General features: G+C 64.6%; 13 protein-coding genes. 10 read left to right on the plus strand and 3 right to left on the minus strand.

The window, feature by feature from the left end:
* Positions 1–10: 10 nt before the first annotated feature.
* Positions 11–553, minus strand: coding sequence for a hypothetical protein (locus BI344_RS18760; protein ID WP_071114330.1), 543 nt, complete (start codon positions 551–553; stop codon positions 11–13).
* Positions 554–1,052: 499 nt separating this feature from the next.
* Here BI344_RS18760 and BI344_RS18765 point away from each other — a divergent pair, with 499 nt between their 5' ends.
* From BI344_RS18765 to BI344_RS18790, 6 genes are all read left to right on the plus strand, one after another.
* Positions 1,053–1,961 (plus strand): LysR substrate-binding domain-containing protein, encoded by a 909-nt coding sequence (locus BI344_RS18765; RefSeq protein WP_071114331.1) that lies wholly within the window; start codon positions 1,053–1,055, stop codon positions 1,959–1,961.
* 134 nt (positions 1,962–2,095) lie between these two features.
* A complete protein-coding gene (aspA, locus tag BI344_RS18770; RefSeq protein ID WP_071114332.1) occupies positions 2,096–3,499 on the plus strand; it encodes an aspartate ammonia-lyase in 1,404 nt (467 codons plus the stop codon).
* Positions 3,500–3,639: 140 nt separating this feature from the next.
* Complete coding sequence (locus BI344_RS18775) at positions 3,640–3,999, plus strand: hypothetical protein (protein WP_139167077.1); 360 nt, start codon at positions 3,640–3,642, stop codon at positions 3,997–3,999.
* A gap of 220 nt (positions 4,000–4,219) precedes the next feature.
* A complete protein-coding gene (locus BI344_RS18780) occupies positions 4,220–5,125 on the plus strand; it encodes a hypothetical protein (protein ID WP_204378026.1) in 906 nt (301 codons plus the stop codon).
* A 232-nt stretch (positions 5,126–5,357) separates the two neighbouring features.
* Positions 5,358–5,597: a DUF2164 domain-containing protein gene (locus BI344_RS18785; RefSeq protein ID WP_071114334.1), complete on the plus strand. Its 240-nt coding sequence runs from the start codon at positions 5,358–5,360 to the stop codon at positions 5,595–5,597.
* Positions 5,598–5,708: 111 nt separating this feature from the next.
* Positions 5,709–6,290 carry a YdcF family protein gene (locus BI344_RS18790; protein WP_241499401.1) on the plus strand — a complete coding sequence of 194 codons (582 nt, stop codon included), beginning with the start codon at positions 5,709–5,711 and terminating at the stop codon, positions 6,288–6,290.
* A gap of 108 nt (positions 6,291–6,398) precedes the next feature.
* On the opposite strand, the gene BI344_RS18795 is transcribed toward BI344_RS18790, so the two are convergent.
* Positions 6,399–6,758, minus strand: coding sequence for a 50S ribosome-binding protein YggL (locus BI344_RS18795; RefSeq protein WP_071114336.1), 360 nt, complete (start codon positions 6,756–6,758; stop codon positions 6,399–6,401).
* Between the two features lie 218 nt (positions 6,759–6,976).
* Here BI344_RS18795 and BI344_RS18800 point away from each other — a divergent pair, with 218 nt between their 5' ends.
* From BI344_RS18800 to BI344_RS18810, 3 genes are all read left to right on the plus strand, one after another.
* The gene (locus BI344_RS18800) at positions 6,977–8,686 is read left to right on the plus strand and encodes a M30 family metallopeptidase (RefSeq protein ID WP_158021089.1); all 1,710 of its coding nucleotides are present in this window, start codon (positions 6,977–6,979) and stop codon (positions 8,684–8,686) included.
* On the plus strand, positions 8,683–8,985 hold the full coding sequence (locus BI344_RS18805; RefSeq protein WP_071114338.1) for a hypothetical protein: 303 nt from the start codon (positions 8,683–8,685) through the stop codon (positions 8,983–8,985). The genes BI344_RS18800 and BI344_RS18805 overlap by 4 nt, the downstream gene beginning before the upstream one ends.
* Positions 8,986–9,060: 75 nt before the next feature.
* Positions 9,061–9,627: a HutD/Ves family protein gene (locus tag BI344_RS18810; protein WP_158020760.1), complete on the plus strand. Its 567-nt coding sequence runs from the start codon at positions 9,061–9,063 to the stop codon at positions 9,625–9,627.
* 53 nt (positions 9,628–9,680) lie between these two features.
* Here the strand turns inward: BI344_RS18810 and ubiD are convergent, their stop codons facing one another.
* Positions 9,681–11,156 (minus strand): 4-hydroxy-3-polyprenylbenzoate decarboxylase, encoded by a 1,476-nt coding sequence (gene ubiD / locus BI344_RS18815; protein ID WP_071114340.1) that lies wholly within the window; start codon positions 11,154–11,156, stop codon positions 9,681–9,683.
* A gap of 145 nt (positions 11,157–11,301) precedes the next feature.
* Between ubiD and BI344_RS18820 the strand changes: the two genes are divergently transcribed.
* Positions 11,302–11,892 (plus strand): OmpW/AlkL family protein, encoded by a 591-nt coding sequence (locus BI344_RS18820; RefSeq protein ID WP_071114341.1) that lies wholly within the window; start codon positions 11,302–11,304, stop codon positions 11,890–11,892.
* Positions 11,893–11,942 lie beyond the last annotated feature (50 nt).

Raw genomic sequence — 11,942 nt, forward strand, 5'->3', positions numbered from 1 at the left:
CGGCTGCAAGCTACCACTTGCAGCCGTTGTCTTTATCCAGCGCGTCTTTCAACAGGAAGGGCGCCGCCAGCAGGCCCAGGCCGGAATAGGCGGTTTTGCAGTCTTTGCGCTGCGCCTGGTCGATATTGCGCGCCAGCCGCGCTTTTTCCGGCTCGGCTTGCAGCGGCTTGGCGTTGGGTTTTTCCGGCTCCAAGTGGCGCATTTGCTGGCGCAAGCCTTCGATGGTGACACGCGTTTCGGCGCTGGCGGCGCTGGCGGCGGTCTTGCCTTGCCGGGCCGCTTTGCCGGGGCGCGCGGTTATCGCGGCCGGCGGCGCGGCGCGCGCGGCAACGGAGGCTCGACGCGGCGCCGGAGAGGCTGCCGGGCTTGGACTGGCCGGGGCGGGCAGGCTGATGGGCAGGATCTGGACTCTCAATGCTTGCGGCGCGGCGGCGGGCTGCTGTTGGACGGCTTTCAGCGCGAAGAAGGCCAGCGCATGCAGCAGCAGGCTGGCGGCGATGGCCAACGGTCGGCGCGGCAGCCGAAGATGGCGCGGGGCGGGGAGGATGCTCATATCAGGAAACTAGATGCTGTCTTTTCATATGTTTATGGCATTGCTGTTTGGATTTGCTGCGTCGATTGTGACATCGAGGCCCTAAGAACCTGTTCGCGATCTTTATGGTTTTGAATCCGCTATGCGGATGATCGTTTTCATAGCCGGTGCTGTCCGGCAGGCAGGGAGGGGATATTTGCTTGGCCGCATATCCCCCCACTCCTAAAGGCCGCCCTCAAGCCTGGCCTGCGGCGTCCCGCCGGTGCCCGTCAGGCCCGAGGCGCGGCGGAACTCGTCCCGCGCTAATGTGGCGGGACTCAAACAGGCAGCCGCTTAAGACTCCGGGCTTGCCATCCGGCGGCAGGCTTGAAGCGACTGTGGCGCATCGAAAACGTGCTTGTTTGTCGCAAGCCGTGCCCAAAAGCAAAAGATCGTGAACAGGCTCCAAGGTAGAGCGCGCGCGCGCCGCAAAGTGCCCGGGCGGTGTACCATCTGGCATCCGCAACCAGGACCTTGAGCGATGGAAACCCGCTGGCTGGAAGATTTTCTGGTGCTGGCCGACACCGGCAGCTTCACCCGTTCCGCCGAATTGCGCCATCTGACGCAGCCGGCGTTCTCGCGCCGCATCCGCGCGCTGGAAAGCTGGCTGGGGGCCGACCTGATAGACCGCACCACCTACCCCACCCGCCTTACCGCCGCCGGCAAGCTGTTGCAGGAGCAGGCGGTGCCGCTGCTGGCCCAGCTCAACACTACCCGCACCATGCTGCGCGGCCTTCAGCCGCTGCCGCAGGGCACGCTGGAGTTCGCAGTGCCGCACACGCTGTCGTTTTCCTATTTCCCCAAATGGCTGACAGCGGTGGAGCAGGACTTCGGCCCGCTGTCCTGCCGGCTGCAGGCCAGCAATGTCCACGACGCGCTGCTGGCCTTCGTCGAAGGCGGCAGCGACCTCCTGATGTGCTACCACCATCCCAAGCAGCCGGTGGAGCTGCACGACGCCCGTTACGGCGGCTTGCGTCTGGGCGTGGAGCGGCTGCGGCCGTATTCCGCGGCGCGGGACGGCGCGCCGCGCTTCGCGCTGCCCGGCCGCGCGGAGGCGCCGCTGCCCTTCTTGGGCTACGCCAGCAACGCCTATTTCCGCCTGATGAGCGATTTGATCCTGGTGGGAGGGCCGCAGCCGGCGCACCTGTCGCTGCGCTACGAAACCGATATGGCGGAAGGCTTGAAGCAGATGGCGCTGGCCGGCCATGGCGTGGCTTTTCTGCCGGAAAGCTCGGTGGCGGCTGAGTGCCAGTCCGGCCTGCTGCTGCCGGCCGGCGGCGACGAGTGGAGCGTGCGGATGGAGATCCAGCTGTATTGCGACCGCCGCCGCGCCCGGCCCGAGCTGGAAGCGCTGTGGGACTACCTGTCGGCGCGTTATCCGCCGGTGTGAGCCGGTAGGCTTTGCCAAGGTTATGCATTTCCTGCATGACCCCATCGCCATTCGGAATTGGCCAGCCAGACGGCTCAGGCATACAGTGCGGGCTCATCCGCCGTCCGACGACGGCCTATACGGAGACATGCCGCATGACCACCCGCACCGAACACGATCTCTTGGGCAACCGCGAAGTGCCGGCCGCCGCCTACTGGGGCGTGCACACCCTGCGCGCCATCGAGAATTTCCCGATCACCGGCCAGACCATCGCCAGCTACGGCGACCTGATCCGCGCGCTGGCCTGCATCAAGCAGGCCGCCGCCCAGGCCAACCGCGATCTGGGCATTCTCGATCCGAAACTGGCGCAGGCCATCGTCGACGCCTGCGAGGAGATCCGCGATGGCAAGCTGCATGAAGAATTCGTGGTCGATGTGATCCAGGGCGGCGCCGGCACCTCCACCAATATGAACGCCAACGAGGTGATCGCCAACCGCGCGCTGGAGCTGCTGGGCCACGCCAAGGGCGAGTACCAATATCTGCACCCGAACGAGCACGTCAACCTGTGCCAGAGCACCAACGACGTCTATCCCACCGCGCTGCGCCTGGCCGCCTTCTGGGGCGTGCACAAGCTGGTATCGCGGATGGAAGCGCTGCGCGGCGCCTTCGCCGCCAAGGCCGACGAGTTCAAGAACATCCTGAAGATGGGCCGCACCCAGCTGCAGGACGCGGTGCCGATGACGCTGGGCCAGGAATTCCAGACCTACGCGGTGATGCTGGGCGAGGACGAGCAGCGCCTGAAGGAAGCCAGCGCGCTGATGCTGGAGATCAACCTGGGCGCTACCGCCATCGGCACCGGCATCACCTCGCATCCGGACTATGCCCGCCTGGTATGCCTGCACCTGTCCGAGCTGACCGGCCACAAGCTGATCACCGCGCCCAATCTGATCGAAGCCACCCAGGACTGCGGCGCCTTCGTTCAGCTGTCCGGCGTGTTGAAGCGGGTGGCGGTCAAGCTGTCCAAGACTTGCAACGACCTGCGGCTGTTGTCGTCCGGCCCGCGCGCCGGCTTCGGCGAAATCAATCTGCCGGCGCGCCAGGCCGGCTCGTCCATCATGCCGGGCAAGGTGAATCCGGTGATTCCGGAGGTGGTGAGCCAGGTGGCGTACGAGGTGATCGGCAACGACGTTACCATCACCATGGCGGCCGAGGCCGGCCAGCTGCAGCTGAACGCCTTCGAGCCCGTCATCGCCTATAGCCTGTTCCGCAGCGCCGGCCACTTGGCCAACGCTTGCGACACCCTGACCGAGCATTGCGTCAAGGGCATCACCGCCAACCGCGAGCGCCTGCGCCTGAGCGTGGAAAACTCCATCGGCCTGGTGACCGCGCTCAACCCGGTGATTGGCTACGAGGCTGCCACCCGTGTCGCCGCCGAGGCTCACGCCAACGGCAGTAGCGTGGCCGAGGTGGTGCTGGCCCACGGCTTGCTGACCCGCGAGCAACTGGACGACATCCTGCAGCCGGAAATGCTGACCCAGCCGCGCTGGGTGACGCTGTAACCTTTTTCCATCCTTGTTTGACTCGTGATTTCCGGCGCCTGTGGCGCCGGTTTTTTTATGTTGCGTCACAAGCCGCTGGCGATTGCGTCCGGCAACAGGTATAACATTTATTGTGCACCGCACAATAAAAGGAGCGCATGATGAGTCTTCTCCTGTGGTGGAGTATCGAATTCCCCGCCCGCACCCTGTCCTGCCTGCTGGACGGCTGGCGCTGCCAGCAGCAGTACTGGCGTTCCAGCCTGTTCCACGGCGCCAGGGTCTGCCTGAGCCCGGCGCCCTTGCCGGACAAGCTGGCGCGGCTGGCCAGGCGTGGCTGCGCCGATGGCATCGCGCTGTGCTATGACGGCTGCCAGCCGCGTTTCGCATGGCTGGAGCATGCCTGCCTGAATCTGCCGCAATGCGGCTGCGCGCGCGAGGAATGGCAAAACTGCCTGCATCGCAGCCGGCAGGCGCTGCAACAAGGCCTGTTGCAGTTGGGACGGGAATGGTCGCGGCTGTAGCCGCGGCTGGTGTTCAAGCCGGCGTGGCCGCGTTTTCGCAGCGGGTTTGCTGGCGATGGCGATAGCCCTTTCCATTTAATGCTCATGATATAGAATGCGTGGAAATATCCAATTTGGATATTTCCATTTAAATGGAAAGGGTATTCCTATGATGCGCAGGGCGATTTTTCTAGCGGGACTGCTTGTGACTAGTGGTGCGCAGGCGGACTGGGCGGCGAAAGTGCTTGCAGACCAATATCTGGCGACGGTCAACTATGGCGGCGGCACGCTGAGCTATGGCGAAGACGCTTCGGCGATGGGGCCGTTGCAGCAGGTGGCGAATCAAATGCAGAGCCTGCCCTCCGATTTGCAGCAGGCTTTGAACGGGCCGGTGTCGCAACTGGTGGCGAGGAACGGCGCCAGCTTCCAGAGCGGGACGATCAGCGGCAATGCGCAGCTGACAATCACCCCGGATGCCAGCGGCGTGGCCCGCATGACGGTATCCGGACTCGGTTATCAGGTGCGCAGCCAGTATTCCGGCAGCAAATGGGGCGTGATCCACTACAGCTGCACCAATACGCTGACGCTGAGCAACATCGTCATCACCGCCCAGTATGGCACGGCCAGCGGCGCAATGCAGGACGGCAAGACCGGCATGACGGCGACGACCAGTTCCTCTACCGACTGTGATTCCAATTTGAGCTGGATTCTGCCGGGAGTGGGCGACGTGCTGATCGGCAAGGCCCAGGACAAGATCAATGACCTACTGCTGAGCAATGTGCAGGTTCAGATGGCCAAAGCGAAGGACGCGCTGTTGTACGGCACCGATCAGAACATGCTCAATGGACTGAGTCGTCTGGTGCCGCCGGGCAAGGTGGTGGCGCTGCCGGGGGGCGGCTCGTTTCCGCTGGGACAATATCTGCAGAACAATCTCGCCTATCTGCTGGGCAACAGTCAGTTGAGCATTCAGCTGGGAAGTCCGATCGCGCTGAAAAAATACATAGGCTTGGGCAGGCCGCCGGTATCGAATGTTACCGCCGATGCGGTGACGATCGCGCTTTCGTCGCCGGCGCTGTCGTTCTCGATCAAGGTGAGCGAAACCGTAAACTTGGGATGGGTGTGCCTTCCCATTCATGGCAACTGCTAGACCTCTTGCCGCAGGGAGGCCGGCGCGCTGGCGCCTTAGGCGTTCAGCCGCCTGGCCTTGTTCAGGCCGCTGTTCCCCTGGGGCTGAGGGGGCGACGAGGAACAGGGACCGAGCCTGGAGCGCGAGTCCGGAGCGCTATCCGCGCCTTCGGAGGGAAGCGCGAGCCGGCGGCCATGCTCGCGTGTTGGCCCGCGAGCCATGCGATAATCGCCATTTTGATCCGGATGCGACAATGGCGACCCAATTTCTTCTGAGCGAGCAGCAAATGCAACAATTGGCGCCGCAACTGCAAGGCTATCTATCGGACCAGCTTGGCCTGGAGATCGGCAGTTTCGATGCCCGTTTCTTGCTGGACTTCCTTGCCGACAAGATGGGGCGCGATATCTACAACAAGGCGCTGCAGGATGCGCAGACCGCGCTGGCGGCCAGGCTGGAGACATTGCAGGCGGCGATCTGGGAGCTGGAGAAGTAGGCCCCGGACCATTCGGCCGGACAAGCGCAAGCTGCCGGCCGCCGGCAATTGCGGTTACAATCGTGCATCCTTCCCCTTTATGCTGCTGTGCCGATGCTCTACTTGCGTTTGATGATAAAAGGCTTCTTGCTGGCGGTGCTGCTGGTGGTGCTCGGCTTCGCCTACATCGCCTGGACCATCGTCGACTACGGCAGCGGCGGCGAGCAGAACGGCGCCGATGCCGCGCTGGTGCTGGGCGCGGCGGCCTGGGGCAACAAGCCGTCGCCGGTGTTCCGCGAGCGCATCAACCACGCGGTCAAACTGTATCAGGGCGGCAAGGTGCGCTGGATCGTGTTCACCGGCGGCACGCCGCAGCCCGGCTATCCGTCCGAGGCCGACGTCGGGCGGGAATTCGCCGCCCGCCAGGGCGTGCCGATGACCGCGATGCTGGCCGAGACCGAGTCGCGCACCACCTGGCAGAACCTGTCCAACGCCCGCGACCTGGGCCGCCAGTTTGGCATCCGTTCCTATCTGCTGGTCAGCGACCCCCTGCACATGCGCCGCGCGGTGCTGATGGCCGGCGATCTGGGGCTGAGCGCTTATCCGGCACCCACCCAGTCCAGCCGCTTCCGCACCCTGTCCAGCTGGTCGCGCTTCCTGGCGCGTGAAACCTGGCTGTATCTGGGTTACCGGGTTTTTCGCCAGTTGTCTTGAGGGAGTGTGGATAACCCGGCGATTTTTAGATTGCTGTGGATAAGTAGCTGGCCCATTGCCAAAAGAAAAAGCCGCCAATTGGCGGCTTTGTTCATTGCTGCGCGATGTTCAGGCGGCGTGCCACAGATCGATCAGCTCGCCGGCTTCCAGCGATTGAACCTCGCTGCGGGCTTCGAGCCAGGCCACCAGCTCGCCGCGCAGCGCTTCGCTGATCTTGAGCTCGTTCACCGGAAAGGCCACGCCTTCCAGCTTGTTCTTGCCGTCGAAATGGCCGCCGAAGCTGATGCCGGCTTCATCCACGCGGGTCAGCCAGCCGTCCAGCAGATCATCGGCGTCCACGCCTTCGTGCAGATTGGCGATCAGGTGGAAGCCCAACTCGCGGAATTCGCCGACGCGCATTTTCTTGCGCTGACGGGCGTTGAGGCGTTTCAGACGTTGGGCGGAATTGGGGTTGCGCAGAAAAGCCATGATGATTCCTTATTCAAAGACGTGGCGATGATAGCAGGTTTGCGGTGTGGTCAGGTGGTGGCGGTCTGGGCGACTTATTCTCTATTGTTCTTAAATGGTAACAGTTGTGATTGTTATGTCATAAATGGTGTGGCTAGTATCGAACGAGCAATACCCATCAAAACCATAACGATAGCGACAAAGAGATGCATGCCAATAAAAAACCAATAGCAGTTTCCGTGATATTAGCTTCATTGCTGAGCGCCTGCGGCGGCGGCGGGACAAGCGGCCCGGATGGCAATGCAGCCGCCGGCGCGCAGGCCGCCAGCAGCAAACTTGCGCAGCCTTCCGGCAAGGAGGTGGCGCTGATCGCCTGCAGCGGCGCGCGCTGCCAGTTGCCGGCCAGCGCGGCCGGCGCCGCTTCCGGCTCGGTTTACCAGTACAGCAACGCCAGCGGCCAGGCGCAAACCATCACCTTGACCGGACTGGCGGCCGGAGGCTGGAATGCCGAGGTCGCCCGCATCAGCAGCGGCGATACTTCGACGCAGGCCAGGCGCGGGGCGGGCGGTTTGCGCGGCGGCGACGCGGCGCGGCAGGACAGGCTGGAGGCGGAAAGTCAACTGGTGTTGCGCGCGGTGGCGCAGCACAGCCGTAGCGGCGCCATGCAGCGTCAGCTGTTGCGGCAGTCGGCCAAGTTGAGCGGCGCGCAGAATGCTTTGCAACAGCAAAACTACGCCTTGGGCGACTCGCGGCTATGGCATGACATGGACGCCGACAGCGCCACCACGCTGCAGGCGGCGCGCGACTTGCCCAACGGCGGCAAGGTGTACGTCTGGGCGCAGCAGGGGCTCAACGTCAGCGCCAGCAACGCCCAGGCCGACGCGCTGGCCGAGCGTTTCGCCAACAGCGTTTATCCGCTGGAGGCCAGCGTGGTCAGCGAGCCGTGGGGCAACGACATCCACCCGGACTGGCGCGCGCTGGCGCTGCCGGGCAGCACCAAGGATGTTCATCTGGTGCTCAGCCGGCTGAACGATCCGGCCCAAGTTGGCGGCAGCCGTCTGTTGGGCTATGTGCGCTGGACCAACGCGCTGCTAGCCACGGCGGCGCCGGCGGTGTGCGGCGGCGACGCCGACTGCGAGAAGATCATAGGCAACAGCAACCAGGCGCTGGCGACTTTCGTCGACCTGGACACTTTCGTCAAGGCGGACAGCCCGGGCAACTGGTCGATGAAGGACAATGGTCCCAGTCTGGCGCTGTCCACGCTGGCGCATGAGTATCTGCACGTGCTGTATTCCTACAACAAGATTCTGCGGCAGCAGCCGGGCTCGGATTCGCCCACGGTATGGGAGAACGAGTTGGCGGCGCAGACCATGGGCTATCTGGTGTCGGCCGACACCTTCACCGGCGGCCGCGGCCGCGACGCCAACTCGCATCCCGACTTGCGTCCGGGTGGAGATTTCGAGTCTCTGCTGCGGCAACCTGCGTGCAATCTGAAAGGCTGGAGCGTGGCGGCGGGCGATTACACCTGCTATCCGAAAGCATTGACGCTGGGCATGCAGATGCTGCACCAGTTCGGCGCCGGCGTGATGAAACCATGGGTGACCGGCGCCAGCCGGGGCGAGCAGGCGCTGGACGACGGCCTGCGCGCGGTGGGCGGCGGCAATTACAGTAGCCTGCTGCTGCGGCTGACCACCACGCTGGCATTGGCCGAAGGCGGTTCGGCGGTGCCTGGCTACGGCTTCCCGGCCAAAACTCTGCAGCTGCCGGCCAACCAGTACTTCCCGCAGGGTAAAACTCTGCAATTGCCGGCAATCGCCTTCCAGGCGCGGGAGGTCAACTGGTCCGGCGACACCGGTGCGGAAACCTATCGCCAGGCGCTGGCGGTGAGGCGCGGTAGCGCGCAGATCACCGTGCCGGCCAATAGCCATCTGTTGCTGGTGAAGCCATGAGCCGACGCTGGCCGCTGTGGTGCCTGCTGCCCTGGCTGATGGCGATGGCCACCGCGCCATGGGAGCAGGGCACGCTGGTGGCGGTCGGCGCCCAGCCGTTGCTGCGGCTGGGGATAGCGCGCGGCGGCGAGGTGCTGACCATCCGGCCGGCCGGCGATGGCCAGGGGGTGGACCGCGCCCGCCTGCGGCAATTGCGGCCGCAGACCGGGCAGCGCATCCGCTACCGTGTGGCCGGCGAGGCCAGCAGTCCGGCTTACGGCCGCGAGGTCATTCTGCGCCAGGTGGAAGTCTTGCCTTGAGGCGCGGCGATGGCGGCCGACGGGCCCATCCGGCATCATGCCGGCTGGGCCTTTTACGTTTGGGAGACCGACACCATGCGATTGTTCAGCGCGGATGATTTCCGTTCCATGCCCTGGGCCAACGGCGGCGGCCAGACTTGCGAACTGTTCCGGCTGGCGCATCCCGCGCGGGCGGACGCCTTCGCCGTGCGGCTGTCCATCGCCGATGTGGCGCAGGGAGGCCCGTTTTCCCACTTCCCCGGGGTGGACCGCCTATTGGGTTTGCTGGAGGGAGACGGCATGGAGCTGAGCCTGGACGATGGCGGCTCGCTGCGTCTGGACGCGCCTGGCCAGATAGCGTCCTTTGGCGGCGAGGCCGCCGTCCAGTGTCGTCTGCTGGGCGGCGCGTTGCGCGACTGCAACCTGATGCTGGCGCGCGACTGGGGACGCGGTGAGCTCAGCCGCTTGAGCTTGTCGGCAGGGCAGGACCTGAGCGTGCCGGTGGCCGATATGACCCTGCTGTATCTGCAGCGGGGCGAGTGGCGCTGCGACGGCCGGCTGCTGCCGCCGGCTTGCCTGCTGGCGGCGGAGGGGGAGGCGCTGGCGCTGCAGGCGCAAACCGACGGCGTCGCCTGGCTGGCGCGGGTGAGCCGCCTGGCTTGAGGCCATGAAAAAAGCCAACCGCGCGGTTGGCTTTCCGATTGGGAGCGCGGCGCTTACAGCCCCAGTTCGCTCCAGATGGCGTCCACGCGCTGGCGGGTGGTGTTGTCCATCACGATCGGCGTGCCCCATTCGCGGCTGGTCTCGCCCGGCAGCTTGTTGGTGGCGTCCAGTCCCATTTTGCCGCCCAGGCCAGAGATCGGGCTGGCGAAATCCAGGTAGTCGATGGGGGTGTGGTCTATCAGCGTGGTGTCGCGCACCGGGTCCATCCGGGTGGTGATCGCCCAGATCACTTCCTTCCAGTCGCGGCAGTCGACGTCGTCGTCCACCACCACGATGAACTTGGTGTACATGAATTGGCGCAGGAAGCTCCAGCAGCCCATCATCACCCTTTTCGCGTGGCCCGGGTACTGCTTCTTGATGCTGATCACCGCCATCCGGTAGCTGCAGCCTTCCGGCGGCAGATAGAAGTCGACGATCTCCGGGAACTGCTTTTGCAGGATGGGCACGAACACCTCGTTCAGCGCCACGCCCAGGATGGCCGGCTCGTCCGGCGGCTTGCCGGTGTAGGTGCTGTGGTAAATCGCGTTCTCGCGCATGGTGATGCGGTCTATCGTCAGCACCGGGAAGCGGTCCTGCTCATTGTAGTAGCCGGTGTGGTCGCCATAGGGGCCCTCCAGCGCGGTGTCGTCCGGATGGATGTGGCCTTCCAGCACGATTTCGGCGCGCGCCGGCACTTGCAGGTCCGAGCCGATGCATTTGGTCAGCTCGGTGCGGCTGCCGCGCAACAGGCCGGCGAACTGGTATTCCGACAGCGTGTCCGGCACCGGCGTCACCGCGCCGAGTATGGTGGCCGGGTCGCAGCCCAGCACCACCGCCACCGGATAAGGCTGGCCCGGGTGCTGCTGGCAGAACTCGCGGTAGTCCAGCGCGCCGCCGCGGTGCGCCAGCCAGCGCATGATCACGCGGTTGCGGCCTATCACCTGCTGGCGGTAGATGCCCAGGTTCTGCCGTTTCTTGTTGGGGCCGCGGGTGACGGTGAGGCCCCAGGTGATCAGCGGGGCGACATCGCCCGGCCAGCAATGCTGGATCGGCAGCTTTTCCAGGTCGACGGCGTCGCCTTCGCAGACGATCTGCTGGCACGGCGCCTTTTTTACTTCCTTAGGCGCCATCGACAGCACCTGCTTGATGAGCGGCAGCTTGTCCCAGGCGTCCTTCAGGCCTTTAGGCGGTTCCGGTTCCTTCAGATAGGCCAGCGTCTGGCCGATTTCCCTGAGCTGCATCACGTCGCTAGCGCCCATGCCCAGCGCCACGCGCTCCGGCGTGCCGAACAGGTTGGCCAGCACCGGGAAGTCGTAGCTCCGGTCCCGATGGCGCGGTTGTTCGAACAGCAGCGCGGGGCCGCCCGCCTTCAGCACGCGGTCGCCGATTTCCGTCATTTCCAAATGCGGGGACACCGGCGCGCTGATCCGCTTCAGCAGCTGTTTTTGTTCAAGTTGGGCGATGAATTCCCGTAGATCGGCATATTTCATGACTTTTTCATGATCTGGCGCAAAGTGTGGAGTGGGGGGCTTGGATAATCTGCCTTCGAACGTCGCACGCTACTGCCGGCAGGGATCGCTGTCAACGCTGGCCGGCCGCGCGGCCAGTATTTTTAGCCCCATTGGAGAACAGAAAATGAAGAAGCTCGCTCTCGCCGCCATGATAGGCATGCTTTCCGCCGGCGCGTTCGCCGCCCAGGGCGACATCCTCGCCCGTTTCCGCGTGATCGACGTCGATCCTTCGGCCAGCTGGAGCAGTTCGGCTCCTGGCCTGAATGTGGATGCCAAGTCCTCTCCCGCGCTGGAGTTGGACTTCACCTATATGATCACCAACAACATCGGCACCGAGCTGATCCTGGGCACCTCGCGCCACAAGATCACCGCCAACGGCGCGGACATCGGCAAGGTGTCGGTGCTGCCGCCGACCGTGACGGTGCAGTACCACTTCGCGCCGGAAGCCACTTTCCGTCCGTATGTCGGCGCCGGCGTCAACTACACCCGCTTCTATAACGACGGGCTGGGCAACGGCGCGATCACGGTCAAGAAGAACAGCTTCGGTCCGGCGCTGCAGGCGGGCGCGGACATCGCCATCAACAAGAACTGGTTCGTCAACTTCGACGTCAAGAAGCTGTGGGTGCAGACCGACGTCAGCGCCGGCGGCGCCAAGCTGGGTACGCTGCACATCGACCCGTGGGTGTTCGGCGTCGGCGTCGGCACCAAGTTCTGAGCGGTACCGCCTGTGTGAGAAAGGGCGCCTTGCGGCGCCCTTTTTCTTTT

It is taken from the genome of Chromobacterium sphagni, assembly GCF_001855555.1.
Lineage (GTDB): Bacteria > Pseudomonadota > Gammaproteobacteria > Burkholderiales > Chromobacteriaceae > Chromobacterium > Chromobacterium sphagni.